The following is a 26,256-nucleotide window of genomic DNA, read 5'->3' as shown; positions in this document are numbered from 1 at the left end:
AACAAACGCCGATAGATTGCGGGCAACAATCATTTCATTAGGGGGTAAATGCCAATGACCGAAGAGGCAACCGAGGTATCCACTGAGCAAACGAAAGCACCAGTTGCAACACTCCTGCATGAGGGTGTGTTTCGCATCGTAATGCAGCGCCCGGAGAGAATGAACTCCCTGTCCCATGAGATGATGGAAGCCCTGTCACAAGCGCTGGACCAAGCTGCGCACGACAGCAACGTACGGGTTATTCTCATTGGCGCTGAGGGTAAGGTTTTCTGTGCTGGTCACGACCTGAAGGAGCTGACCGCAGCCCGCGCACAAGAAGACAAGGGTGCCACCTTTTACCAAGAGACTTTCGACAAATGCGCTGCTTTGATGCAAAAGATCGTCGAGCTGCCCAAACCCGTGATCGCTGTAGTAACGGGCGTAGCCACTGCGGCCGGATGTCAGCTGGTGGCTTCCTGCGACTTAGCTCTTGCAACTGACACGGCAACGTTCTGCACACCCGGCGTGAACATTGGCTTGTTCTGCTCCACCCCCATGGTCGCCCTTTCCCGGAATGTATCACGCAAGCAAGCAATGGAAATGCTGCTCACCGGCGAAAGCGTTGACGCCTCAACGGCAAAAGAGTTTGGCCTGATCAACCGCATCATTCCAAGCGACTATCTAGAAGTGGTGGTACAAAAGTACGCAGAGACAATTGCCGCAAAGTCGGCACATACCGTCTCGATCGGTAAAAAAGCGTTCTACCACCAACTGGAAATGCCATTGAGTGAGGCCTATGAATATGCCTCAGAAGTCATGACGCAGAACATGCTTGCAGGTGACGCGGAAGAAGGCATCAACGCCTTTTTGCAAAAGCGCAAACCAGAATGGCGTGATAGCTGACCACTGCGGCTAGTCCAAAGGCACCTCTTCAGACAGGGATACGGAACGAACATATGAGCACACTGACTTATAGCGACGACTTTATTGGACAGATCCTGAAAGACACCAAAACCATTGCCTTGGTTGGTGCTAGCGCCAAGGAAGACCGGCCCAGCCATGAAGTCATGAAGTTTCTTCAGAGCAAAGGGTACAAGGTCTATCCAATTAATCCGGGCCTTGCTGGCCAGAAGCTGTTGGGAATGGATGTTCTCGCCTCGCTTGCCCAGGTACCTGAAGCCATCGATATGGTTGATATCTTCCGGAATGCGGAAGCTGCTGGCGCTGTCACCGATGAGGCACTGGAGCTCGCAGCACCGCCGAAGGCGATCTGGATGCAGCTGCAAATCATCAACGAAGAGGCTGCGAAGAAGGCTGAAGACGCAGGTGTGAAAGTCGTCATGGATAGATGTCCAAAGATCGAGATCAAGCGCCTAGAAATTGCCTAGCAGCGTTAAAAGCGTCACCCAAAACGACACAGCCCCGCCAAATGGTGGGGCTTTTTTCTGATGAAGCTGAGCTCAACCTTTAGCTGAGTTCTCAAAGCCTTAGAAATTGCTGCGCGGTTCCCGCCAGCGCTTGCAAATGCTACGCATTTATAGGCATAGTCCCCACGGCGATTTCTAAACACAAGAGTGTAAAACACTCATGCAGAACGGACTTTCCAACGTCTGTGCTCGCCATAGGGCCATCATCATCTCTCGGTCTTAACGGAGGACATTCAATGAGCGATCAATCCAAGGGCTTTGACACACTTGCCGTACACGCAGGTGCCAAGCCTGACCCAACAACCGGCGCGCGAGCTACGCCGATCTATCAAACAACATCGTTCGTCTTTGATGATGTGGACCACGCAGCGGCGCTGTTTGGCCTGCAGGCCTTTGGCAATATCTACACCCGTATCACCAATCCAACCACCGACGTCCTCGAACAGCGTGTGGCAGCTCTGGAAGGCGGAACAGCGGCGCTTGCAGTGGCATCGGGTCACTCAGCTCAGCTGCTCGCGTTCCACTCCCTGATGGCACCGGGCTGCAACATCGTTGCGGCAAAGCGTCTGTACGGCGGCTCCATCAACCAGCTGACACACTCTTTCAAGAACTTCGGCTGGGGTGTGAAGTGGGCGGAGAACCTTGATGCAGCAAGCTTCAAGGCTGCAATTGACGAAAACACCCGCGCGATTTTCATCGAAAGCCTTGCCAACCCGGGCGGCGTTGTCATGGACATCGAAAGCATTGCGGCGGTCGCACATGAAGCAGGCGTACCGCTGATCGTCGACAACACAATGGCAACCCCATACCTGTGTCAGCCTCTCAAACATGGTGCGGATATCGTCCTCCACTCCCTCACCAAGTTCATGGGCGGCCATGGTAACTCAATGGGCGGCGCAATTGTTGACGGCGGCACATTCGATTGGGGCGCATCAGACAAGTTCCCAATGCTTACCGAACCACGCCCAGAGTACAACGGCGTTGTCCTGAACAAGACATTCGGCAACATCGCCTTTGCGATCTGCTGCCGTGTTCTTGGCCTTCGCGACCTAGGACCAGCAATCTCTCCGCAAAACGCGTTCAATCTCCTTACCGGCATCGAAACGCTGGCCCTGCGCATGCAGCGTCACAGTGACAACGCCCAAAGGGTTGCCGAGTTCCTGCAGACCCATTCCGCTGTTGAGTGGGTATCCTATGCAGGCCTGCCGAACGACCCGTTCAATGCGATGAAGCAGAAGTATTGCCCGAAAGGCGCTGGTGCGGTCTTCACCTTCGGCCTTAAAGGGGGCTACGACGCGGGTGTGAACCTCGTAAAGAACCTTGAGCTGTTCTCCCACCTTGCCAACATCGGCGACACCCGCTCACTGGTCATTCATCCAGCTTCCACCACACACCGCCAGCTGACGGATGAACAAAAAACAGCCGCAGGTGCAGGCCCGGACGTAGTTCGTGTCTCTATTGGCATTGAAGATGTTGAAGACATCATCGCAGACCTCAATCAGGCCCTGTCTGCGCTTTAAAAACACGGATCTCTCCGGAGGTCAAAGGGCGGCTTAGGGCCGCCCTTTTCTATTTGCCACATGTGCTGGCGTCAGGCTGATATCGCCTTCAACGTTTCGGGCGACTTTTTCATGCCGGCGCGTTCCTTCTGGATGAGGCATACCTGTTCAACCGCAAAGCCGAGAACAAACACCGCAACTGCCTGATGCGCCAATGCGCGGTATAGCTCAACATTGCTCAGGATTGTCAAAACACCCAAGAGCACCTGAACCGCAATGGCAGTAACGAGCCACACGGCATTGCGCTTAAGCCCTGAACTGGTCGAAGCCCGCAGCACCAGTACAGTTTGATAGGCAATGACGGCGGTAAGGAAGTAGGCCATCATGCGGTGTTGGAACTGAACGGTCAGAACATTCTCAAAGAAGTTCAAATACCAAGGGCTCATGATGAGAAGACCATCGGGAATGAACTCGCCATCCATCAAGGGCCATGTGTTGTAGGCAAGCCCCGCATTCAAACCGGCAACAATGCCGCCCAGAAAGATCTGAGCGAAGACCAGCAGCATGATGAACCATGCCAAACCAAAGTTGCTCACGTCAGCCTGCCGCTCCTCTACCCTCTGCGATAGCTGTGTTGGAGCCAGAAGCCGGGCGATGTAGAGCAGATAGCCAAAAATGACACAAGCGAGCGTAAGATGGATCGCCAAGCGATACTGGCTCACATCAACGCGATTGACGAGCCCTGAGGCAACCATCCACCATCCAATGGCGCCCTGCACCCCACCAAGAAAGAAGCCCACCACCAGCCGCGGCTTGAGCCATGGCTCGAGATTGCCGCGCAACCAGAAAAACACCAATGGCACAAAGAACGCGACGCCGATCGCTCTTCCGAGCAATCTGTGCCCCCACTCCCACCAGAAGATGAACTTGAACTCCTCAAGAGACATGCCCTTGTTGATGAGCTGATACTCTGGGATTTGACGATACTTCTCCAGTTCCTCCAGCCACTCTTCAGTCGTGAGCGGAGGGATGACCCCGTGGATGGGTTTCCACTCCGTGATTGAGAGACCTGATTCCGTCAGGCGTGTCGCACCGCCGACCACAACCATGCAAAGGATCATGAAGCAGATCGCGTAAAGCCAGTATCTGACCGGGCGCCGCTTGCGCTCCAGCTCACCCAGCGGATCGTGTGAATATGAAGCTGTTTTCATTCGTTTTTGTCTGTCGGCTTGATCTTTTTCGCTATATAGGCCACCTAGGATCTCGAGACAGGCTATAAGGGATTTTTCGTAATCACCATTTGCAAAATGGTCTTATAGCCAAGAAAACAGTCGGCACGAGCTCAGCAGCCCTGAGTAAAGTCGGCATAGGGGAGCATGGAAATGCCAAGCAGCCTTAGGCGCTTTATTGGGATGGTCTTTCTGGTGACGTTTGTGGTGGTTTACTGCTTTGTGGCAATGGTCATCGGCGACATCACCATGCAGGGCAAACATTGGGCCCTTCAATTTGTCTTCTTTGCAATTGCAGGTCTTATATGGACCGTACCCGCGGCCTTCATAATCAAGTGGATGTACAAGACCACCGATACACAGCAGTAAGGCAAAGCAAAGAACTGGCGTAGCGCACCACCAACGGGCACGCTCCGCCAGTCCCGAGAGTTATCCCAGGCGCTCAATGATAAGAGCAATGCCCTGCCCGCCACCAATGCACATGGTCGCAAGGCCGTAGCGCCCTCCGGTCCGCTCCAGTTCACTCAAGAGCTTGAGCGTGATAATGGAACCGGTAGCACCAACGGGATGGCCCAATGCAACTGCGCCACCATTTGGGTTTACCTTGGCCGGATCAAACTCCAGATCCTTGGCTACTGCCATGGCCTGAACCGCAAACGCTTCGTTCGACTCAATCACATCCATATCGGCGACCGAAAGGCCTGCCTTCGCCATGGCCTCAGGCACGGCGCAGATGGGGCCGAGGCCCATGACGTCAGGGTCCACACCTCCAAAACCGTAGGAAACGATACGAGCACGCGGCTTGAGATTACGCTTTGAGGCTTCGTCCATGGTGGAGAGCACAAGAGCGGCTGCCCCATCGTTGACGCCAGACGCATTGCCCGCAGTCACAGAACCTTCTTTCCTGAAAGCTGGACGGAGCTTGGCCATGCCTTCGAGCGAGGCATCGAAGCGCACATGTTCATCCTGATCAAAAACGAACTGCTTGCGACCCTGCTTAACGGAAACGGGCAGGATCTGGTCCTTAAAGTAACCTGCTTCAATGGCATTCTTCGCACGAACATGGCTTTCTACAGCATACGCATCCATTTCTTCACGGCTAAAGCCATAACGATCTGCAATACGCTCTGCCGTTATGCCCATGTGCTCCTTCTTGAACGGATCATGAAGCGCGGCGAGCATGATGTCCTTCACTTCGCCGTGGCCCATGCGATAGCCGAAGCGGGCCTTGTCGAGAAAGTAGACGCCATTGCTCATGCTCTCTGCACCACCGGCAAGCGCAATCTTGCTGTCGCCAAGGGCAAGAAGCTGGGTCGCACTGACGATGGACTGGATTGCGGAGCCGCAAAGTCGGTTGACGTTCATGGCCTTGGATGACTCAGCCATGCCTGCATTCAGCGCAACAGCGCGCGACAAGTACACATCTTCATCGCCCGTGGTCACGATATGACCAAACACGGCGTGATCTACCTCAGCAGCCTCAACGCCCGAGCGCTGGATCGCCTCCTTGGCAACCAGCGTTCCGGTCTCGATGGGCCGCATGGATGCAAGGCTACCGCCATAGGAACCCACTGCTGTTCTAACGCCATCTAGGATGACAACATCACCGATCTGAGGCATTTGCCTTCTCCCTAAACTCCCAAATAAGCAAAAGCATATAGTGGGCAGACTTAGGTGTCTTGGTGGAACTGCAAAACTGGGTCAATGGTCTGACCTATAGGTCAGATCAGGCGATCTTGCCGCGAAGCTTTGAAACGAGATTGTACAACGCAAACGGCAGTCCCGTGAGGAAAAGCGAAACCATCTCGCGGCTTTGATGGTAGCCGTTCAAAGAGACCCGCGGCAGCTGCTCCCGCCCGGAATAATGGGATGCCTTGATCATGCCCGGCCTCGTCGTTACGCAGCAATCATAGCCAAGGGACCGCAACACACTGAAAGCCTTTTGGTCAGCCGCCCCCGCAAAACCATAGGGGTAGGCAAAATGTTTGGGCGCCATGCCAAGCTCTGCAACCATCCGGTCAACACCGCCAAGGACTTCCTGTTTCAGCTGCGTCTCGTCCAGACGCTCAAGGGCCGCATGTGTTGCTGTATGAGCGCCGAAGGAAACAAGTGGGTCATTGCCCCACTCTCTCAGTTCCTCCCATGAAAGAACCAGTTCCTCGCACAGAGCTTTCAGATCAAAATCATAGTAGCCGGCGGTCGCTCTCAAGATACGTCGCTGGGCATTTTCATCGACCTCATTCATCAGGAAGTGTCGCGCTTCAGTAAAGGCCGCTTGCTTCTCCTCGACCGTGCAACAGGGATATGAGCTTAAAAGAACATCGTCATGCAGCTCAAATACATCCATATCCGCAATGAGACGTTCCAACGCCACCCACCAGATCTCAGAGGACCGGTCGCAAAAACCGCTTGTGATGAAAACGGTGAAGGGAACGCCGTGGTGCTTGAGAACAGGATAAGCGATCTCAAGATTGTCCCTGTAGCCATCATCGAAAGTCAGCGCAACGAACCGAGGCCCGGTGTAGCGCGCGCCCAACTGCAACCGCTCCATGGCCTCAGTGAGAGAGACAAACTCAAGCCCCTCTTCTCGAACTTGAAGGATCATTGCCTCCAGGAACTCTGGTGTGACCTCCAACATGCCATTGGGTTGAAACGGACGATCTGATTCCGGCAGGACCCGGTGCAAGGTAAAGATCACCCCCATTCCCTTGGTAGGTCGTGCCAGCACCTTGCCAAGACCAGATATGGAGAGCAAACGCCCAGCAAGGGCAATCAGTTTGTCGCGCCGATTCATTCTTTGGTACCAACCCTGATGCTGAGTATTTCATTAGTAATTATTTACAATTGTTCGTTTAAGAGTGTTCGCCGAATAGATTTAAAATTTTCCTAGTGTTTTAAACTGATGGCCCAGGTGAGCATACTTCTTGACCAAGCCTCAGATGAGGCCGACCAAGCGCCAGATGCATCTCCAATCTCTGGTTTGGAGATCGAACTGCTATGGTCCCTACAAGAAGCGACAGCCTATTGGCATCAACTAGAAAACAAGGCCGCACAAAGCGCCTACAGCTCCAGCGCTTGGGTCATACCTTGGCTTGAGAAAATTGCCCCGTCAGAAGGTGCAGTGCGTGGGCTCTTCCTTATCGGCCGACTTGACGGTCAACCCGCTTTTCTGCTCCCGATTGCGCTACATCACACATGGGGGCAGACAGTCGCCTGCTGGATGGGTGAATGCTACAACAATCAGAACACGGGCACATGGTCGTCAGCTCTCATAGGCACTGACCGATCAATAAATCTTCTCCCTCGCATTGAGGCCGCATTGCGCGCAGCAGGCGTCGATATCATCTGCCTGCGTAACATGCCTGAAGAACTTGATGGCAGACCATTCCCGCTATGGCGCCAACACATGGCCCGCAGCACCAACCCGATCTTTCCCTTTAAGCTTGAACGCGACTTCCAGCGTTTCTATGCCGCCAGACGTAGCAAGGCGGCCCGAAAGAAACTGACCGCCAAACGTCGCAAACTGGAAGCCTCAGGCACCCTTGCCATTGGAGCGGAGCAAACAGCCCAAGGCCACCAGGAAGCCGTGCAAGCAACAATCGATCAGCGCTGGGTGCGCCAGAAAAAAACGGGCGTTCCCACCGCGTTTCGCAGTTCATGCCACGAACGATATCTCCATGAAGTCTTTGCGCTGGAATGCCGCGACAACCACAGGCGCGCTTATGAACCTGTTGTCCATACACTCAGGCTCGATGGTGAAATCATAGCCACTGTTCTTGGGCTGATCCTTGGTGGCCGATACTACTGCTATTGCACCTCCATCCGGATGGACGCGCATTTGGCACTTAGCCCAGGCGATCACCTCATGCATGCTGTTATCGAAGACATGTGCAATCGCGGTCTTCAGGTGTTTGACATGGGGCTTGGAGAAGAGCGCTTCAAAAAAGCTTGGGCTGAACCAGTCTACTTGTGTGACTGGATCACGCCCCTAACGCCCGGCGGCGCACTGATCGCATCTTATTGGGATCTCAAACTGGCAGTGAAGCGCCACCTTCGAAAGTCTCCGGGCTTTTGGCGAACCTACAAGAAGATGCGTGGTTTTTTCAGGCGGATGGGGCTTTAACCCCTCTCCGCCCCTCTTCCGGCTCTATGCCGCCATATCCGAAGACAAGCGCCCGGTCTCAGAAACATTCTTGATGCACTCGACTTCGACAGGCGCATCCGTGTGCTTTTCCAAAACTGAAAGCGCACGCTCCAACTCTGGTCCAGCCGGAGACCCATCGGTAGCTACAATCACTCGGTCAGCTTCAGAGAGCATTTGAGCGCTGATCAAGCTTGGCTCAATCAAGCCAATATCCGCAACGATGACATCATATGTCAGGTCAAGAGCTTCCATGATCAGGTCGTAGCGCCCACCCATGACGACATCATCGCCAATCGGTGCTTCACCCGCGGGAATGACATGCGCGCGGGAAACAGGGTCACGATGGATCACCTTGGTGAAAGCCGCAGAGCCCTGCAGCAACTCAGCAAAGCCAGGCCCGTCAATATCGCGAGTTGTCGGCAGAGCCAGTTCAACTTCAACGTCGACCGTCAGCGCGTCGTGTTCTTCAACCTCGGAACGCACCTCAAGGAACAACGGCATGATGCCAGACTTCGCAATCCGCCGCGTACATTCAAATGCCACTTGATTGGACAGCTTTGAACTATCCACACTCAACACGACGATACGCTGGACAGCACCGCCTGCACTTGCAACGGCATTTCTCATCGCCTGCCCTGCGCTCCGCTCCTGCTGAGCGGTAACGACCTGCTCTTCCTTTGGAGCTGCCAGTTCACCCTCTTCGGAGGTGGCCTCAACGGCTTCGATAGGCTCGGCTTCAACAGCCGGTTCTTCATTCGCGTAGGACCGGACCACAGCTTCAACCACTGTTTCAGTCGGGCGGGTTTTCTCAAGACCTTTGGCAACAACAGGCGTAGCCGACGAAACGGCCGGAACTGTATAAAGCTCACGGCGCAGCACATCACCGTTGACCAGCGCCCGCACAATGACAAAAACCGTCCCCAAGAACAGAGTTGCAAAAGCGAAGATCGCGGCCAACGCCGTAGGCTTTACACCCGAGCGCTGAATGGGCGGAGTAGCACGGGAAATGACACGCGCGTCGGCATTCAGGATGCCAGCACCTTGCAGAACCTCCGCTTCACGCAGGCGCGTCAGAACTGAACCGAGTTGCTCCGCTTTTGCCTGAGCCTCACGCTCCAGCTCTTGCAAGCGCACTTGATCAGCCCCGGAACGGGCCGCCTGCGTTTTCAGCTCATCAAGGTTCTCATTCAGATCAGCGACCCGCTGCTGGGCAACCTTGGCTTCGTTCTCAAGCCCTTGCATGATCTTCTCGGCTTCCGCACGGATTTGATTGTCATAACCGGCCAACTGAGAACGCAGCGAGCGCACCTGCGGATGGTTTGGCAAAAGCGTGGTCGAAAGCTCTGCAATGCGGGTTTGCAGTTCGATCTGTCGCTCACGCAAACGCTGGATGAGCTGAGAACTCAGAACCTCAGAGGCCGTTTCCAGATCTCCGCCGTTCTGCAAAAGACCGCGAATAAGATCTGCACGCGCTTCAGCTTCAGACTGACGAGCCAGCGCATCAGACACCTGCGAGCTCAGCTCGGTCATGCGCTGCTGTGTGAGCGTCCGGTTTTCAGAACCCATCAGCAGGTCAGCGCTTGCCCGAAACTCTTCTACCCGGCGCTGAGCCTGTTCAACGTCCCGGCGCAGGCGTTCCACCTGCGGTGCCAGTGCCTGTGCTGCATCTGCGTTGGCTTCCTGCTTGGCAGCATTTTGCAAGGACCGATACTGGCTGACGACTTCATTTGCGATCCGCGCTGCCAGCTCCGGGTCCTTTCCTGTAAACGCAACAGAAATCACACGCGAACCATCAACGCGGTAGACTTCAAGTCCCTTCATCAGCTTTTCAAGAGCGCGTTCTTCAAGGCTGATTTCTTCGTTGCCAGCAGACACGCCCAGAGCTGAAAGGAGGCGTTCGCTCAAGCCTGGTTCTTTTTCTGAGACAAAACCTGCATCCCTCGTAAGATCGAGTTCCTTGACAACCCGGCGCGCGAGATCGCGAGAGTTCATGAGTTGGACCTGACTGACAATGCCCTGCTCATCAAGAAGTGCCCGTTCGCTCTCCCCCGCGCCATTGCTGCTGGGATAGACCAGATTGGCCGTGTCTATCAGAACACGAGACTCACTGGTGTATTTAACGGGAAGAAACTGAGATGCCACGAGAACGCAAAGGCCCACCAGCACAGAGAGAGGAAGAAGCCAGAGCATGGCCCTGAAAACTTTCTTCAGCAGGATACTCATATCCAGAAAAACATCTTCCTGCGGCACTGTGGAACCCTCGTTACATACGCAAAAAACTCACGTGTAAAACAATGCATAAACAGGGTAACCAATCAGTTAAACAAAAGCGCCAAATATTTATCTCAGGTTTAGACTTCGGCAAGAATTTCCCTGATAAGTCAGGGGCAACGAACAGCTTCATTTAGAGAATATTTACCCTGAAACGCCAAAATCTGCAGTAATTTCCGTGGGGACGCTTCAATGAAGAACAAATTGCTTGCGCTTGCGCTTGCGCTATGCGCGGTTGTGCTGGGTGGGTGCAGTGGTTACCGGCAGCCTCCCGAAGCATTTCATGAGAGTCTTCTTCAGCCCTACACCTTTGAGACAAGTGATCGCGTACGCGTCACCGTTTTCGGCCAACCGGAACTTTCCAACACCTACAGCATTGATCAGACCGGCAACATGTCCGTGCCGCTGATCGGCACATTAAAGGCCAAGGGTAAAACACCAGCCCAGTTGGCAAACACCATTGAAGCAAAGCTGCGCAACGGCTTTATTCGCGAGCCCGACGTCTCTGTGGAAGTGGCAGAGTATCGACCGGTTTTCATCATGGGCGAAGTTCGGAATGCCGGTCAGTACGCTTACATTGCTGGCATGACAGCGCAAAACGCCATCGCAACAGCAGGCGGTTTTACGGCCCGCGCAAACCAACTTGATGTCGACATCACCCGGCAAATGAACGGTGAAATTCTTCAGGGGCGCGTACCAATCACGGATCCACTGAAGCCCGGCGACACGCTCTACATCCGCGAGCGCCTGTTCTGACGCAGCGTCCACAACACCATTGAAGTGCATCAGACACACGTTTACCGTTTGTTATCCCTCTCTTTTAACGCGAATCCCACTTATCTGGATTAGATAATTTTATCTAATGAGAAATGGCTAGGCCACTGCTGCAGGTCTGGTCGATTGTGGAGGTGGGAATGAGCGCATCACAGCTCAGGATTCTGCACTGCTTGCGCGCGCCCGTTGGAGGTGCATTTCGTCATGTTCTGGACCTCGCTAGTGAGCAAGCCCGAATGGGGCATGCTGTCGGGCTGATCTGTGACAGCGAAACAGGCGGTGAAAGTGCCAAGCAGGCACTCGCCCAACATGCCTGTCAGTTCCAACTCGGTGTGTACCGCTTCCCGATGCCGCGTTCCGTCTCCCCCAACGACGCTGTTGCGCTTTTAAAAACAATGAGAACGCTGTCTTTGATCAAGGCTGATGTGGTTCATGGTCACGGCGCCAAGGGCGGCGTTTACGCCCGCCTTGCCGGGACATTGTCCGCAGGGCGCAAAGGCAAACTCAAGCGTATTTACAGCCCCCACGGCGGCAGCTTGCACTTTGACAGCACTGCTCTCAAGGGCCGGATTTACCTTGGCCTGGAGAAAGCGCTGCGGCCCTTCACAGATGCCATTTGCTTTGTCTCTCGTTCTGAAGAGAAAACCTACCGCTCCAAGGTGGGTGATCCATCCTCATTCTTTAAAATTGTCCATAACGGCCTGCATGAACGCGAGTTTGAGCCGACCCTGTGCCTTTCTGAGGCAGAAGATTTTCTATACTTCGGCGAACTTCGCGACTTGAAGGGGACAGACGTTCTGATTAACGCGCTGAAGTTGCTTAATCAGCGAACCGGTAAGAACCACACTCTTGCTATCGTTGGCGATGGCCCTGACATGGATGCCTACAAGGCGCAGGTTGCGGATCTCGAACTTGACGAGCATGTTCACTTCCACGGGCGTCTCCCGGCCGCCCAAGCGTTCCGTCTTGGCAAGACGGGCGTCATGCCATCCCGAGCAGAAGCATTTCCCTATGCAGTTCTCGAAATGATTGCAGCGGGGAAACCGCTCATAGCCACCAATGTCGGCGGCATTCCAGAAGTCTACGCCGGTCACGAGCACCTTCTCGTCCCGCCGGGAAGCGTTGAGCAACTTGCAACAGCAATGGAACACGCCGCCCGCCGCGATCCAGCATATCTAAAAGAACTCAATGACTTGAAGCATTCGGTTCACACACGCTTCAATGCCAGCCGCATGGCTGAAGAGATAACCACGCTCTACCATCCGCCGCTTCATTCCCAAGAAGCGCACACGCAGGCCCGCCGCTCCCGCGCTGCGAGCGGTCGCCACGCCTGAGCTCACCCAAAGGTCGATGCAAAATGACTACACATACCGACTTTCCCCAGAGCGCCCGCACCTTGCTGCCAGAGGAATTTCAATCTCTGCCACAACACCCTCACCTTTCTGCTGAGGCGCTTGAGGTCGCGGCCAGCCTTCAACACGACACGATCTCACGAAAGGTGCTCGATGGTTCAACGCGCCTCTATGATGCTCTGGTCGTTGTCGGCAGTGGCTTTGCCGCCTTTGTGATCTCACAGGGTGACCTTGTTCCAGATACCAACACACTGTTCGCCCTCGCTGCTGCACCGTTGATGGCGCTTGTCTTGTTCCAGATCGCAGATCTCTACCAGCCGACCATCATGCGCCGCGGTCTTGAACAAGTCATGCGTGCCGCGGTGTCGTGGGCGCTGGTGTTTGCCGGTTTGTTCGCCTTGGCCCTTCTGGTCGTTCCAGCTGACAAGATCCCTGTTGATCTTCTCTCCAAATGGTTTGTGATTGGCTTGGCGGGCCTGATTGCGGGCCGGGTTGTGCTTCGCTTGCTGGTTGGCAGATGGATGCGCGAAGGCCGCCTCAACCGGCGTGCCGTTCTCATCGGCGGCGGCAATGCAGCGGCAGAACTGATCGCCGAACTTGAACGCCATGCCCACAACGACATCGACATCTGCGGCATCTTTGATGATCGCAACAACGATCGTTCCCCGCCCTCGGTGGCTGGCTACCCGAAGCTTGGCACCGTTTCCGACCTGGTTGAGTTTGCCCGCATCGCACATATCGACATGCTGCTGGTGACAATCCCAATGCGGGCAGAACAGCGCATCCTTGAGCTCATGCGCAAACTCTGGGTGCTTCCCGTCGACATTCGCCTGTCTGCCCACGCCGACAAGCTGCAGTTCCGCAATCGCGCGTCTTCTTTTGTGGGCACCGTGCCTTTCGTTGACGTGGCCCAAAAGCCGATCACCGACTGGGACACCATCCTCAAACGCATTTTTGACCTGACCTTCGCGGTAATCGCATTGCTTTGCCTTTCCCCCATAATGATCGTGACAGCGATAGCCATACGACTGGACAGCCCTGGGCCGATCCTCTTTCGGCAAAAGCGCTACGGCTTTAACAATGAACTGATCGAGGTATTCAAGTTTCGGTCCATGTATACGGACCAGACGGACACCAATGCCAGCAAACTTGTCACCAAGAACGATAGCCGTGTGACCAAGATCGGCCGCTTCATTCGCAAGACCTCCATTGACGAACTGCCACAGCTGTTCAACGTCCTGAGCGGCTCCTTGTCCCTTGTGGGTCCGCGCCCTCATGCCCTGTCCGCCCAGGCTGATAACAAGCTCTACGAGCAAGTCGTGGATGGATACTTTGCCCGTCACAAGGTGAAGCCCGGCGTTACAGGCTGGGCGCAGATCAATGGCTGGCGTGGAGAAACCGACACGGCAGAAAAGATCCAGAAGCGTGTCGAGCACGATATCTACTACATCGAAAACTGGTCGGTCCTTTTCGACCTTTACATCCTCTTCCGCACACCCATCAGTTTGCTAAATACAGAGAACGCGTATTGACCCATGCCGCCAACCATATGGACGCTGGCAGTCGCAGCGGGCATTGGGTTCTGCGGATCCCATTGGAGGCGATTGTCCGGCTATCGCTTTTCCTGCTGATTTCCGTCAGTGGGATGGTGATGGTCGAGCCAGCACCTTATGACCTGATGGTGCTTGGATTGGTTGGTCTTTACGCGTTTGCCGGCCTGGAACTGAGGCGCAGCCACACCCCGCTCCTTTTGCTGTTGGGCATGTGGATCACGGGCGGAATGCTCACAATCACCGTTTCTGGAGATCTGGGCGTTGCCACCCGCTACATTGCCATTTCCACCTTTCTAGTCCTCTCCGCATTTCTTTATGCAGCTCTCCTGACCAAAGACCTGAACCGCATGAAGACGCTGGAGCGCGCCTACATATTTGCAGGCGTTCTATCAGCATGTGCAGGCATTGTTGGATACCTGGATCTGTTACCAAACGCCTACGAGCTCTTCACGCGGTATGGGCGGGCGAAAGCAGCGTTTAAAGACCCAAACGTTTATGGCCCGTTCCTGCTGCTGCCCGCTTTGTTTCTCACCTATGACATCCTCACAAAGCCACTGAAGACCTCGCTCTTCCGTCTGGCACTGCTCATGGTGCTGGTTCTGGGCATCTTCCTGAGTTTTTCTCGCGCGGCTTGGGGCATGCTGGTGTTGTCGGGCGGACTGGTGTTTCTCCTCGTCTTCATCAATGAACCCCGAAAGGGACGGCGCACCCGTATGCTCGGCCTTTTGGGCCTTGTGTTTATTGCCGCCGTCTTGTTGTTTGCCATTGCCCTGAGCATTGATGAGATCGCTAATATGTTCTTCGAGCGCGCCAAACTGGTGCACTCCTATGACAGCGCCCGCGTTGGCCGCTTTGCGCGCCATATTCTTGGCTTTGAAATGGTCACCGAACGCCCCCTGGGTCTTGGCATCGGCGCCTTCACTGACTACTTCCCCGAAGAAGAGCACAACGTCTACCTCAAAGGGTTCACGACGTACGGCTGGCTTGGCGGGTTTGCCTATGTAACGCTCATCGGCATCACCCTTTGGAAAGCGACTGCCCTCATTTTTCAGCCCCGCCCCTACCAGAAATACGTCGTATGTTTCTATGCAGCATTCCTGGTTCATGTTCTTGTTGGGCTCATCATTGACACAAACCACTGGCGCCACTTTTTCTTGCTACTGGGCGGCATGTGGAGCCTGATTGCCACTGAAGCTGCGCTCAAAGCGGCATGGCGTTTTCCACTAGGATCGCATGGTGGCAAATCTTCTGTCTTGATCAAATCGAGGGAAGCAGGTAACTAAACCCATGCATCGCCGCAGCTTTTTTAGCGGCCCAAAACCTGTAAACACCGGATGGTTTTGGCATGGACGGGTAGTAGCGCAGCCTGGTAGCGCACTTCACTGGGGGTGAAGGGGTCGTCGGTTCAAATCCGGCCTACCCGACCATTAAAACCAAAACTCCATGTGACATTTGGTTTTCAACTCACAAACAAGCACCAATTCTATTGGCACTTTGCTGGGCAAGCGGCCCAATCTCCCACGAACTCTTCGCTCAAGAAATCCAGAAAAGCCTTCAAACGCGCTGAATTCTGCGACCGCTCGGTGTATACCGCACTGATCTGCTGGTTTGCATTGGCAACGTCTTCGGCCAACAAAGACACCAACCGCCCTTCTTGAACGTCTGTTCTGACCAGAAATGACGAGAGCAAACCAATGCCATGGCCTTGCCGCACGAGGGCCAGCACACCCTCTCCGTTGTTCGCGCCGACCTTGCTTGGCAACCGAACCGTCTCAATTTGCCCAGCCGCATTCCGGATTTGCCAGTTGTTGAGCGACGGCAACCCAATGAACTGAACTGCCTCATGCCGTTCCTTGAGTGCACCTATGGTTGCCGGGGTCCCCTTCTCTTCCAGATACTCTGGAGAGGCCACAAGACACAACGAACACTCACCAAGCGAGCGCATGTACATGGTGCTGTCCTGAGGTGGCGCTATGCGAATAGCCACGTCAGCACGATCTGCGATCAGGTCCACCATGGCATCGGTCATGATCAAGTCTACTTGGAGCGCGGGATGACGGGCGCGCAAGTTTTTTAGCCGCGGTATGAGCTGGTGTATGGCAAACGGCACCGAAGAGTTCACACGCAAGCACCCGCCCACCGCGTTTGAGCCGTCACGTACTTCGCTCTCTGCTTCCTCAAGATCAGAGAGGATGCGCACTACACGGTCGTAGAACTGTCGCCCTTCACGTGTCAGATCCAGCTGCCTCGTTGTGCGTCTTATGAGACGCGCACCGACCCGTTCCTCAAGGCGTGTCAAAGCACGGCTAATTGAAGATGGCGCAGCGCCAAGGCTCTCGGCAGCGGCGGAAATGGAACCACGATCAACAATCGCAGTGAAGACGACAAGGTCGCTGGTGCGGTCAAGTATCTGAGACATTGTTGCATTCTATGCAAAGGCACCGCGCATTCAACCAGTTATGACCTCAATCAACCGCCAATCAGAGCGAAACAAAGGTGCTTGAACCCAATGCAGCCCTCAGTTTCCTTGAGGCTTTTTTTCTCTGACCCATTTCTAGTGGCGTATCAAAGGGGACACCTAAAGTGGCACATCGCAAACCGCACCTACCGCAAAAAGATTGCAAGACCTGCGGCAAACCATTCGCATGGCGGCGAAAATGGAAAAGCTGCTGGGAAGATGTAAAGTATTGCTCTGAACGCTGCCGCCGCACGAAACTATCGAAACAATGACCGAACACACCAAGTTGATCAACGCCCTCACTTACGCAGGTTCTCTGCCGTTCGCAGCCATGATGTTGGCCGCGTGGTTGGGAATTGCCGAGCTACCTCTGATCGGCACCCCAACCACTGTCAGCCTGATTTATGGCGCCGTCATCGCCTCATTCATCGCGGGAAGCCACTGGGGCTTTTTCATAGCTGATCGCGAACAAACCGGCGCAAACATAGCAATCCTGTCAAACTGTGCCGCTCTGCTTATTTGGATCAGCGTTCTTGTGTTTCCGGGCGCACTAGCGCTTTCAGCACTCGCAGTGCTTTTTGCAGGCTTGCTTTTAGTTGATTTTCATCTAGCCAAGGAAGGTGTCATCGCGGAACGGTATCTCACGCTCCGGATACGAATCACAAGTCTAGTTGTGGTCCTGCTGATCGGGCATGTTACTGCGTTGTAAACCGGCCCTAGCGGGTCTGATCCAACATTCGCTTGCACTCCAGAAGTTCAAAGAGCGTTGATTGCAGGAGCCGGATTTCTTCCTTGGTCATATTGCCCGGATCATCTGAAGGCTCTCGCTGCCCGCCGCGCAAGCGATCCATGAACTTCAATGCTGTCGGTGCATGCGATGGGGTATCAGACTGGTCATCATCTGGCAGCAACCCAGCAGGAAGCGGCTCATCTTCCTCTTGCTGTTCCGCGTAAGTACCAGCAGCCCCTGCCTGTTCCTCCCGTTCAAAGAACAGATCATCGTCGTTGGGCTCGTTGTTTTCCGGCTCTGGCGCAGTGTAGACAGGCTCTCTTTGTGCAGCCACTGGCTGGTAAGTCTGCTCTTCGCCCTCATCACTGGCCTGTTGGAGACCCGCAATTCCAACTGCAGAATGCACATCAGGGTTCTGCCCTATGTCCATGACAAACCGAGCACCTTGCTCGCGCAGGATGCGTTGGACCCCCTTGATGGTGTAGCCCTCACCGTAGAGCAAATGGCGGATTCCAGCCAAAAGCTCAACGTCTTCAGGCCGATAATAACGACGTCCACCGCCTCGTTTCAAAGGCTTGATCTGCGTAAACCGCGTTTCCCAGAAACGCAGCACGTGTTGTGGCAGATCAAGATGCTCTGCCACTTCGCTAATTGTACGGAAGGCGTCAGCGCTTTTTTGCACGGTGATTTTCGCTATTTACTGAGGCTGGACGGCCAAGATGCGCTTACTCGCCCTCGACAAGCGCATCGTTGATCCGCTGCTTGAGGACGTTGCTTGGCTTGAAGACCATAACGCGGCGCGGAGAGATCGGAACTTCTTCACCCGTCTTCGGGTTTCTGCCAATACGCTCCCCTTTGGAGCGAACCACGAAAGAACCAAACGAAGAGAGTTTTACGGAATCGCCCTTTTCGAGGCTGGTCGAAATCTCAGAGAGCACCTTTTCGACTAGCTCAGCGGACTCAGTCCGAGATAAACCAACTTTCTGGTAAACAGCTTCACACAGATCAGCACGGGTTACCGTATGACCAGCCATAGTACCCTCCTTCGCCACACAGGTCCTTGGGGAATATAGATAGTTCTCAAGGGGATACGGTATTGTCTTCCCTCGCGTTGGTCAACAGCTTATGCGAAGGGAAGCGCCCCCAGAGTGAGTTCTGGGGGCAATATGTTTACCAGCGTAGAAGAACCGCGCCCCAAGTGAAGCCACCACCCATGGCTTCAAGCATAATCAGGTCGCCCTTCTTCACCTTTCCAGCCTGCACGATAGAATCAAGCGCAAGCGGAATGGTCGCCGCGGATGTGTTGGCGTGCTCGCCAACGGTGATTACAACCTTCTCCGGTGCGATACCCAGCTTTTTGGCAGACGCATCGATGATGCGCTTGTTCGCCTGGTGCGGAACAAACCAATTCAGGTCATCAGCTGTCAGGCCAGTTGCTTCAAAAGCATCCTCGATCACATCCGTCACCATGCCGACGGCATGTTTGAAGACTTCACGGCCTTCCATGCGCAGGTGCCCGGTGGTCTGTGTAGATGAAGGCCCGCCGTCCACGTAAAGCTTTTCTTTATGGCGCCCATCCGAGCGCAGCTTGCAAGTCAGTACACCGCTCTCGTTCACATCCGGTGCGCCTTCTTGAGCGTCGAGCACAATTGCGCCTGCTCCATCACCGAACAGAACGCAAGTGGTGCGGTCTTCCCAGTCCAGAAGACGAGAGAATGTTTCAGAACCGATCACAAGCGCACGCTTGGCAAGGCCGCCACGCAAGTAAGCATCAGCAGTCGTTACGGCGTACACGAAGCCAGAACACACCGCCTGAACGTCAAACGCCATGCCATGGGTAATGCCCAGACCGGCCTGAACGGTTACTGCAGATGCTGGAAAAGTATTGTCCGGCGTAGATGTCGCCAGAATGATCAGATCAATGGAATCTGCATCAACACCAGCGTTTTCAAGCGCGCGCTGCGCAGCCTTGATGGCCATGTGAGAGGTAAACTCTCCTTCGGCAGCCACGTGACGCTGGTGGATTCCCGTGCGCTGAACGATCCACTCGTCGGAGGTGTCGACCATCTCGGCGAGATCGGCGTTGCGAAGAACTTTTTCCGGCAGATAGCTGCCGCAGCCCAGAACTACAGAGCGAATAGCGTTCACGGTTAACCTTCCAGTCCGTCATCGACAGCAGTAATCTTGCCTCGATGGTAGTCCCCGATGTCTTCGGAGATCTTCTTTATGAGTTCATTTTTAGCCATGTCATAGGCAAGCTCGACGGCAGAAGCAAACCCTTCCCCGTCGGTTCCCCCATGACTCTTGATGACGATGCCGTTCAAACCAAGGAATACCCCGCCGTTCATTTTGCGCGGATCCATCTTCGCACGCAAACGATCAAACGCACCCTTGGCGAACAAGTAGCCGATTTTTGCGAATATGGTTCTGGACATGGCAGATTTGAGATAGCCCGCCAGCTGTTTGGCCGTGCCTTCTGCCGTCTTCAGAGCAATATTGCCCGCAAACCCTTCGGTGACGACAACATCGGCAGTTCCCTTGCCGATATCATCCCCTTCCACAAATCCGATATACTTGAGGTTCGGCGGAGAAAGATCGCGCAGCATACGCCCTGCGGTCTTCACTTCCTCAACACCCTTCACCTCTTCAACGCCAATATTGAGAAGACCAACAGTTGGCTTGTTGATGCCTTGAATGGTGCGCGCCATGGCGCCGCCCAAAATGGCAAAATCGATCAGCTGCTGTGCATCCGCCCCGACTGTGGCCCCAACATCCAAAACGATGGACTCGCCACGCATGGTCGGCCAGATCGCCGCAATTGCCGGACGCTCGATGTCCGACATGGTACGCAGGCAGAACTTGGACATAGCCATCAAGGCGCCCGTATTGCCCGCGGAGACCGCCACATCCGCTTCACCGGATTTCACGGCAGCAATGGCCTTCCACATGGATGACTTGCCGCGCCCCTTGCGAAGGGCCTGGCTGGGTTTTTCATCCATCTCGATGGCCACTTCACTGTGGTGAACGGTGGATGCTTCCTTCAATCGCGGATAGGTCTCAAGCATGGGCTCGATGACCGCGCTATCGCCGAACAGCAAGAATTCAATATCGGGGCAGCGCTCCAAAACGATGGCAGCTCCCGGAATGACCGTGTCAGGGCCGTCGTCGCCCCCCATGGCGTCAATTGAAATTCTGATCTTTTCAGACATATGCTGTTGTAAATCCCGTTACATGATAGGCAATTGCTGCACCGAAAATGGCCTTGAAGACATGTTGTGCGATTGGGTTACTGGAGCAGCGCGCGGGCGCAAGATACCCTTTTCGCCGTCTCGCGCAACCTCTCTTTAAAGCGCCTCAGCCCGTTTCAGTCCTTCAAATCCTTCTTGAGCGCTTCAAGAGCAGCAAAAGGAGAAGGCTCTTTTTCATCTTCCAACTCATCTTCCGGGCTTGGGGCGTAAGCTTCATCAACATGCACACCCTCCGCCCGAGGGTAAAGATTAAGCCCCAGAGCAAATTGCTCACAAACAATGGCACCAAGGTCCAATTGGCGACCGGAAAAAGTCTCAGGCGGATCTTCAGCATCGAAGTCAACCTCGATTTCCAGATCCTCATCCTCAGTCTTGCGCCGCTTCGACCCATCGTCTTCAGGCAAGAAGGTCCGCTCGAAGCTCTCATCCACCTCGCCAGACACCGGCTGCAAAGACACAACACAGGCCTGAACCGTTTTGGCTACGACAGTTCCCCGAACTGCGACACCGTTCTTGCGCCAACGCCGAACTTCCAACTCAGCCTTGAACTTCGGCAGCTCGAGTAGTTGGTAAGCTTCCAAAAACGCGTTTCTTGTGGCGTCATCCAATTCCAGCACCAAAGAAACCGGTTTATCCCCTAGTTTTGGAAGATCGAATGGATAAGTCCAAGGATAAGGTGCAATGCTCATGATCTACTGCTTCTTTCCGGCGAGCGTGTCGGGCGCGGCGAAAGCAACGCGTCCCTTTCGGATCTCGTCCTCTGATAATTCGCCCAGAACATCTAAGGAGTGCTGCATGTAGTCTACTAGACGATCTGCTGCAATAACCTCTTGGGCTCCACCATAGATATTTTTGAGCAAGGACTGAGCCAGAATACTGCGGTTTCCACTGGAAAGCCCTTCAGCATAGGAGGAGGAACGGCCATAAAACGACTCGGTCATGGCTCTTATGCGACGACGCACGCCCTCATCGCCAATCCCCATTTCACGCATGCTTTGATCCATATCCTGGAAAAAAAGATCAAACACTCCCTGTGAGAAGTCTTGGGCCTCTTTCCCTTGGTTGCGTAATCGGTGAAAAACGAGGAAGGCATGTAAAACGATCATCTCGAAGCGCCCTTCAACAGTATCGGGCACCTGAAGATCTGTATAAAAGTAGGGTTGGCGCGCTTGTGCCACGATTTGCTCGTAAACACTGCGAATTGACGAATCGTCGCGGCGCCTAAAAATGCCAAAGATCATGGGACCTCTTTTGCGATCCGGAGTTGCTTTGTTGCGTGCCACGCGTTAGGCACAAAAACAAGGAAAATTTAATGCGCTTGCGAACGGGGGCACACCAAGGTTTGCAAGCTAACGGGATGTTTGGAATGTTTGCATTTGTTCGCCGTACGGCACTCCTTGCTTGCTTGGCCATGCCGCTTGGGGGCTGCTTCACCACTACCTTGAACCACGGCCAGGTGATTTCCCCGGACGCCCTTTCAGAGATTCAGGTTGGCTCCAGTCGTGAGCAGGTTGAGCTGCTGCTCGGCTCCCCGTCCACAACGTCCAATCTCAACGGCGACGCCTACTACTACATTTCCCAGACCACAGAGACCACAGCGTTTTTGGCACCTGAAGTTATCGACCAACGCGTCGTCGCAGTCTACTTTGATGACGATGGCTTCGTTCGCGACATTGGTAACTTCGGTATGGAAGACGGTCGGGTCATCGACTACCTGAACCGCAAGACACGCACCGGCGGTGCTGACTACGGCTTCCTCACACAGATCCTGCGCGGCGCTCAGAACCCAACATTGGGCCTCTGATACGCCTCAGCATACCGAGAAGACAAAGGTCCTGGTGGTAGTATGTGCCACCAGGATTTTTTTTGCCCTCAAAAGCGGGCCGACAATGACTGCCCTTATTCACCGGGGAGCCTCTCAAGGGTCGCTGCCCTGCTGCAGCTATCCAACGGACGTAATTTTGTTGCTCAGCCCAAAAAGAAAGGCGGCCCTTGGACCGCCTTTCCAACTCTATGGTTCTTTTTGAAACGCGCCGATTAGTGCGCCAGAACAGCCAACAGCAGCAGAGCCACAATATTGGTGATCTTGATCATCGGGTTCACAGCTGGACCTGCTGTATCCTTGTAGGGATCGCCAACAGTATCACCGGTGACCGCCGCCTTGTGCGCTTCAGACCCTTTACCGCCGTAGTTGCCATCCTCGATGTACTTCTTGGCATTGTCCCATGCGCCGCCACCAGCGGTCATGGACAGAGCCACGAACAAGCCGGTAACGATCACACCGAGCAGCATTGCGCCAAGTGCAGCAAAGCCATTGGCCTTCCCTGCAATCGCGTAGATCAAGAAGTAGCATACGATTGGAGACAGAACAGGCAGCAGAGATGGAACAATCATCTCGCGGATTGCGGCACGGGTCAGCATGTCCACCGCACGGCCATAATCAGGACGCTCTTCGCCCTTCATGATGCCTGGCTTTTCCTTGAACTGACGACGAACTTCCGCCACAACCGCACTCGCTGCACGGCCCACAGCGGTCATTGCAATACCGCCAAACAGGAATGGCAGCAGACCACCAAAGAACAAGCCGACGACCACGTACGGGTTGGACAAGGAGAAGTCGAGCGTCTGAGGTGTGATGCCTTCGAAGTATGGGAAGCTATCGCTGTTTGCTGCGAAGAACTTCAGGTCCTCCGTATAGGCTGCAAACAGAACAAGCGCACCCAAGCCCGCTGAACCGATTGCATAGCCCTTGGTCACGGCCTTTGTGGTGTTACCTACAGCGTCCAAGGCATCAGTGGTGTCGCGAACTTCAGCAGGAAGCTCAGCCATTTCGGCAATACCGCCTGCGTTATCGGTCACTGGGCCGAATGCATCGAGCGCAACAACCATACCAGCAAGCGCAAGCATGGTGGTAACCGCAATGGCGATGCCGAACAGGCCAGCAAGCTGGTAGGTTACGATGATGCCGGCGATGATCACGATGGCTGGCAGAGCCGTTGCTTCCATCGAGATGGCAAGCCCCTGGATCACGTTGGTCCCGTGACCGGTTTCAGAAGCCCTTGCAATGGACTTAACAGGACGGAAGCCAGTGCCGGTGTAATACTCGGTGATCCAGATGATCAAGCCGGTTACGATAAGACCAGAAACGCCACACAGGAACAATGACATCGGTGTGAACTGGATGCCGTTTGGCAGAGCCAGAACGGTGTCCATACCGCCGAACACCCACATGGTCACCGGATAAAGAACGATCAACGAGATCACTGCCGTTGCAATGAAACCCTTGTAGAGCGCGCCCATGATGGAGTTGGACTGGCCCAGCTTCACGAAGAAGGTACCGGCGATCGAAGCAACAGCACAAACACCGCAAATCACCAGCGGATACAGCATGGCTGCCTCAAGCATCTCTGAGCCTGCGAAATAGATCGCCGCCAGAACCATGGTCGCAACCAGTGTCACCGCATAGGTTTCGAACAAGTCGGCTGCCATACCAGCACAGTCGCCGACATTGTCACCCACATTGTCCGCGATGGTGGCAGGGTTACGGGGATCATCCTCCGGGATACCCGCTTCAACCTTACCTACGAGGTCACCGCCAACGTCGGCACCCTTGGTGAAGATACCGCCACCAAGACGTGCGAAGATAGAGATCAGCGACGCACCAAAACCGAGCGCAACCAACGCATCGATCACTGCACGGGAAGTGCCCTCAAAGCCCATCACTTCCGTCAGGATCAGATAGTAAACAGCCACACCCAACAGCGCCAGACCGGCAACGAACATGCCGGTGATCGCACCAGAGCGGAATGCGATGGAAAGACCCGCTGCTAGGCTCTGGCTAGCGGCCTGCGCGGTCCGCACGTTCGCGCGAACAGAGACCAGCATACCAATAAAGCCAGCGGCAGCGGAGAGAACTGCGCCGATCGCAAAACCGATCGCCACAGGAATTGACAGCAGAAAAGCGACAATTATGAAAATTACGACGCCCACAAGCGCAATGGTGGTGTACTGACGTGTCAGATAGGCCTGCGCGCCTTCCTGAATCGCACCAGCAATCTCCTGCATGCGCGCATTACCTGTATCAGCTGCCATCACGCTCTGGATCGCCCAGATGCCGTAGACGACAGATAGCACGCCGCATACGATTGTAACTAGAAGTTCAGCCATTTACCCTCCCCTAGGGTTAGATTGCTACTTTAATAGTGTGTATTTCAGCAAATCAAGTACCGTTTTCCCTACAGAGTTATGCGTAGTAAGACGGTATATGGCAGGCACTATCCGTCAATAACGTTTTATGGGGTAGTCCTAGGTAACACGTATGTTGACAGCACGTACACCTACAACGGTTTGCTCAGGCTATACTTTCAGTTTTACGTCTAAGACCAAGCCAGATCAAAGAAACAAGGCACACTGCAATAAACGGAAACACCATAGTGTTCACGGTTTCCCAGCCAAATGAATGCAAGAGCTTCCCGGATGAGAATGAAGAAATTGCGACAAGACCAAATACTAAAAAGTCATTGAACGCCTGAACCATGTTGCGCTCTTCATCCCGATATGTCTGCGTAAGCAATGTAGTAGCGCCAACGAAAGAAAAATTCCATCCAAGGCCAAGTAAAACCAGAGAGCTCCAAAAGATCCAGAGCTCCAATCCAGTCAGCGCAACCATGGAACACAAAAGATAGAGGCCGAATCCAACTCCCATTATTTTCAGGGCACCAAATCTGGTGATCAGATTCCCTGTAATGAAGGACGGACCGAACATGGCTACAACGTGCCATTGTATGCCGAGCGCTGCATCCGTTTCTGTAAGGCCGCAGGCGATCATTGCAAGTGGCGCAGACGTCATCACCAAGCTCATGATCGCATAGCTGATCATTCCGCAGAGCACGGCAACCACAAAGCTTGGCTGCTTCATGATGTACGAGAGCGGCCTACCCTGCTTGTGGCCAACCGAGTTGCGCTTTGGCGGCAATGGAACCCTGACATTCACTACAACAAAAAACGCAATGAGGCTCAAAACCGCCTGCGCCAAGTAAGTGCCGACAAACAGAAAAGGCTCAAACAAATCTTTGGTCCAAATGACCGTTTGTGGTCCGATCACTCCGGCCAGGATGCCTCCGGCGAGCACCAGAGAAATCGCTTTGGGCTTAAAGCCATCGCTCGCTGTGTCAGCAGCAGCAAAGCGGAATTGCTGGACAAATGCTGCCACCAACCCTGTGCCGAGCGTTGAGAAGCACAGGAGATAAAAGTGCCCATAGTAGGCTGCAAGTGCAGCAATCAGGGAAAAAACAAAGCCCAACAGCATGGAAAAGGAAAAGCCGACTCGCCGCCCAAAGTGGCGCATGATTAGCCCGGCGGGTAAGGTGCCGAGCGCCGTTCCCAGCACGAACGCAGTTACAGGAAGTGTGGCGAGAGATTTGTCCGCACCCAAAAGGCTCGCACCCAGAATAGACGTCGTTGCAAAAACAATCGTCGCGGATGAACCACCCAAGGCCTGCGCCACAGAAAGCAAAAGCGCGTTGCGACGGGCCAAAGTATCGTCGATGGTGCCCGCAGACTCAGTGGTTGTCGTCATCCAGTTCTCTCCTC

Annotated in this window: 25 protein-coding genes and 1 tRNA gene; 13 read left to right on the top strand and 13 right to left on the bottom strand. The window is 54.4% G+C overall.

Annotation, left to right across the window (positions count from 1 at the left end):
* The first annotated feature begins 54 nt into the window (after positions 1–54).
* The 3 genes from PUV47_RS00655 to PUV47_RS00645 all read left to right on the top strand — a co-directional run bounded on the left by PUV47_RS00655 (position 55) and on the right by PUV47_RS00645 (position 2,926).
* Positions 55–882, top strand: a complete 828-nt coding sequence (locus PUV47_RS00655) for an enoyl-CoA hydratase (RefSeq protein WP_274216515.1) — start codon at positions 55–57, stop codon at positions 880–882.
* A 53-nt stretch (positions 883–935) separates the two neighbouring features.
* Entirely contained in the window at positions 936–1,367 is a 432-nt protein-coding gene (locus PUV47_RS00650) for a CoA-binding protein (RefSeq protein WP_274216514.1), read from the top strand.
* Between the two features lie 275 nt (positions 1,368–1,642).
* Positions 1,643–2,926 carry an O-acetylhomoserine aminocarboxypropyltransferase gene (locus PUV47_RS00645; protein ID WP_274216513.1) on the top strand — a complete coding sequence of 428 codons (1,284 nt, stop codon included), beginning with the start codon at positions 1,643–1,645 and terminating at the stop codon, positions 2,924–2,926.
* A gap of 71 nt (positions 2,927–2,997) precedes the next feature.
* On the opposite strand, the gene PUV47_RS00640 is transcribed toward PUV47_RS00645, so the two are convergent.
* Positions 2,998–4,116 carry a COX15/CtaA family protein gene (locus PUV47_RS00640; protein ID WP_274216512.1) on the bottom strand — a complete coding sequence of 373 codons (1,119 nt, stop codon included), beginning with the start codon at positions 4,114–4,116 and terminating at the stop codon, positions 2,998–3,000.
* A gap of 171 nt (positions 4,117–4,287) precedes the next feature.
* Here PUV47_RS00640 and PUV47_RS00635 point away from each other — a divergent pair, with 171 nt between their 5' ends.
* Positions 4,288–4,503: a DUF2842 domain-containing protein gene (locus PUV47_RS00635; RefSeq protein ID WP_274216511.1), complete on the top strand. Its 216-nt coding sequence runs from the start codon at positions 4,288–4,290 to the stop codon at positions 4,501–4,503.
* A 60-nt stretch (positions 4,504–4,563) separates the two neighbouring features.
* Here PUV47_RS00635 and bktB read toward each other — a convergent pair whose 3' ends face one another.
* Together bktB and PUV47_RS00625 are read right to left on the bottom strand one after the other, a co-directional pair.
* On the bottom strand, positions 4,564–5,754 hold the full coding sequence (gene bktB, locus PUV47_RS00630) for a beta-ketothiolase BktB (RefSeq protein WP_274216510.1): 1,191 nt from the start codon (positions 5,752–5,754) through the stop codon (positions 4,564–4,566).
* Between the two features lie 106 nt (positions 5,755–5,860).
* Positions 5,861–6,928, bottom strand: coding sequence for a polysaccharide deacetylase family protein (locus tag PUV47_RS00625; RefSeq protein ID WP_274216509.1), 1,068 nt, complete (start codon positions 6,926–6,928; stop codon positions 5,861–5,863).
* A gap of 117 nt (positions 6,929–7,045) precedes the next feature.
* Between PUV47_RS00625 and PUV47_RS00620 the strand changes: the two genes are divergently transcribed.
* Positions 7,046–8,257, top strand: a complete 1,212-nt coding sequence (locus tag PUV47_RS00620) for a GNAT family N-acetyltransferase (protein WP_274216508.1) — start codon at positions 7,046–7,048, stop codon at positions 8,255–8,257.
* Between the two features lie 24 nt (positions 8,258–8,281).
* Here the strand turns inward: PUV47_RS00620 and PUV47_RS00615 are convergent, their stop codons facing one another.
* Positions 8,282–10,501: a GumC family protein gene (locus tag PUV47_RS00615; protein ID WP_274216507.1), complete on the bottom strand. Its 2,220-nt coding sequence runs from the start codon at positions 10,499–10,501 to the stop codon at positions 8,282–8,284.
* A 240-nt stretch (positions 10,502–10,741) separates the two neighbouring features.
* Here PUV47_RS00615 and PUV47_RS00610 point away from each other — a divergent pair, with 240 nt between their 5' ends.
* The 5 genes from PUV47_RS00610 to PUV47_RS00590 all read left to right on the top strand — a co-directional run bounded on the left by PUV47_RS00610 (position 10,742) and on the right by PUV47_RS00590 (position 15,655).
* Complete coding sequence (locus tag PUV47_RS00610; protein ID WP_274216506.1) at positions 10,742–11,305, top strand: polysaccharide biosynthesis/export family protein; 564 nt, start codon at positions 10,742–10,744, stop codon at positions 11,303–11,305.
* Between the two features lie 158 nt (positions 11,306–11,463).
* Positions 11,464–12,657: a glycosyltransferase gene (locus PUV47_RS00605; RefSeq protein WP_274216505.1), complete on the top strand. Its 1,194-nt coding sequence runs from the start codon at positions 11,464–11,466 to the stop codon at positions 12,655–12,657.
* 23 nt (positions 12,658–12,680) lie between these two features.
* Positions 12,681–14,207 (top strand): undecaprenyl-phosphate glucose phosphotransferase, encoded by a 1,527-nt coding sequence (locus tag PUV47_RS00600; RefSeq protein WP_274216504.1) that lies wholly within the window; start codon positions 12,681–12,683, stop codon positions 14,205–14,207.
* On the top strand, positions 14,204–15,511 hold the full coding sequence (locus PUV47_RS00595; RefSeq protein WP_274216503.1) for an O-antigen ligase family protein: 1,308 nt from the start codon (positions 14,204–14,206) through the stop codon (positions 15,509–15,511). The genes PUV47_RS00600 and PUV47_RS00595 overlap by 4 nt, the downstream gene beginning before the upstream one ends.
* 67 nt (positions 15,512–15,578) lie before the next feature.
* Positions 15,579–15,655: transfer RNA gene (locus tag PUV47_RS00590), tRNA-Pro, on the top strand.
* A 56-nt stretch (positions 15,656–15,711) separates the two neighbouring features.
* Here PUV47_RS00590 and PUV47_RS00585 read toward each other — a convergent pair.
* Complete coding sequence (locus PUV47_RS00585; protein ID WP_274216502.1) at positions 15,712–16,647, bottom strand: LysR family transcriptional regulator; 936 nt, start codon at positions 16,645–16,647, stop codon at positions 15,712–15,714.
* A gap of 164 nt (positions 16,648–16,811) precedes the next feature.
* On the opposite strand from PUV47_RS00585, the gene PUV47_RS00580 reads away from it, so the two are divergent.
* Together PUV47_RS00580 and PUV47_RS00575 are read left to right on the top strand one after the other, a co-directional pair.
* Positions 16,812–16,958: a DUF2256 domain-containing protein gene (locus tag PUV47_RS00580; RefSeq protein ID WP_274216501.1), complete on the top strand. Its 147-nt coding sequence runs from the start codon at positions 16,812–16,814 to the stop codon at positions 16,956–16,958.
* Complete coding sequence (locus PUV47_RS00575; RefSeq protein ID WP_274216500.1) at positions 16,955–17,395, top strand: DUF3429 domain-containing protein; 441 nt, start codon at positions 16,955–16,957, stop codon at positions 17,393–17,395. The genes PUV47_RS00580 and PUV47_RS00575 overlap by 4 nt, the downstream gene beginning before the upstream one ends.
* Before the next feature lie 7 nt (positions 17,396–17,402).
* Here PUV47_RS00575 and PUV47_RS00570 read toward each other — a convergent pair whose 3' ends face one another.
* The 6 genes from PUV47_RS00570 to PUV47_RS00545 all read right to left on the bottom strand — a co-directional run bounded on the left by PUV47_RS00570 (position 17,403) and on the right by PUV47_RS00545 (position 21,905).
* A complete protein-coding gene (locus PUV47_RS00570) occupies positions 17,403–18,098 on the bottom strand; it encodes a MerR family transcriptional regulator (protein ID WP_274216499.1) in 696 nt (231 codons plus the stop codon).
* Between the two features lie 43 nt (positions 18,099–18,141).
* Positions 18,142–18,450: an integration host factor subunit alpha gene (locus PUV47_RS00565; RefSeq protein ID WP_274216498.1), complete on the bottom strand. Its 309-nt coding sequence runs from the start codon at positions 18,448–18,450 to the stop codon at positions 18,142–18,144.
* 136 nt (positions 18,451–18,586) lie between these two features.
* Positions 18,587–19,564, bottom strand: coding sequence for a beta-ketoacyl-ACP synthase III (locus tag PUV47_RS00560; RefSeq protein ID WP_274216497.1), 978 nt, complete (start codon positions 19,562–19,564; stop codon positions 18,587–18,589).
* Positions 19,565–19,566: 2 nt separating this feature from the next.
* The gene (gene plsX / locus PUV47_RS00555; RefSeq protein ID WP_274216496.1) at positions 19,567–20,625 is read right to left on the bottom strand and encodes a phosphate acyltransferase PlsX; all 1,059 of its coding nucleotides are present in this window, start codon (positions 20,623–20,625) and stop codon (positions 19,567–19,569) included.
* A gap of 155 nt (positions 20,626–20,780) precedes the next feature.
* Positions 20,781–21,353, bottom strand: a complete 573-nt coding sequence (locus tag PUV47_RS00550; protein ID WP_274216495.1) for a YceD family protein — start codon at positions 21,351–21,353, stop codon at positions 20,781–20,783.
* A gap of 3 nt (positions 21,354–21,356) precedes the next feature.
* A complete protein-coding gene (locus tag PUV47_RS00545) occupies positions 21,357–21,905 on the bottom strand; it encodes a ubiquinol-cytochrome C chaperone family protein (protein ID WP_274216494.1) in 549 nt (182 codons plus the stop codon).
* Positions 21,906–22,030: 125 nt separating this feature from the next.
* Between PUV47_RS00545 and PUV47_RS00540 the strand changes: the two genes are divergently transcribed.
* Positions 22,031–22,468, top strand: a complete 438-nt coding sequence (locus PUV47_RS00540; protein WP_274216493.1) for an outer membrane protein assembly factor BamE — start codon at positions 22,031–22,033, stop codon at positions 22,466–22,468.
* Between the two features lie 233 nt (positions 22,469–22,701).
* Here the strand turns inward: PUV47_RS00540 and PUV47_RS00535 are convergent, their stop codons facing one another.
* Entirely contained in the window at positions 22,702–24,831 is a 2,130-nt protein-coding gene (locus PUV47_RS00535) for a sodium-translocating pyrophosphatase (protein WP_274216492.1), read from the bottom strand.
* 184 nt (positions 24,832–25,015) lie between these two features.
* Positions 25,016–26,242 (bottom strand): MFS transporter, encoded by a 1,227-nt coding sequence (locus tag PUV47_RS00530; RefSeq protein ID WP_274216491.1) that lies wholly within the window; start codon positions 26,240–26,242, stop codon positions 25,016–25,018.
* Positions 26,243–26,256: the final 14 nt, after the last annotated feature.

The sequence above is a fragment of the Pseudovibrio exalbescens genome (assembly GCF_028737195.1).
GTDB lineage: Bacteria > Pseudomonadota > Alphaproteobacteria > Rhizobiales > Stappiaceae > Pseudovibrio > Pseudovibrio zosterae.
Note: the sequence above shows the minus strand (reverse complement) of the source record. Positions and strands in the feature narration are given on the sequence as shown.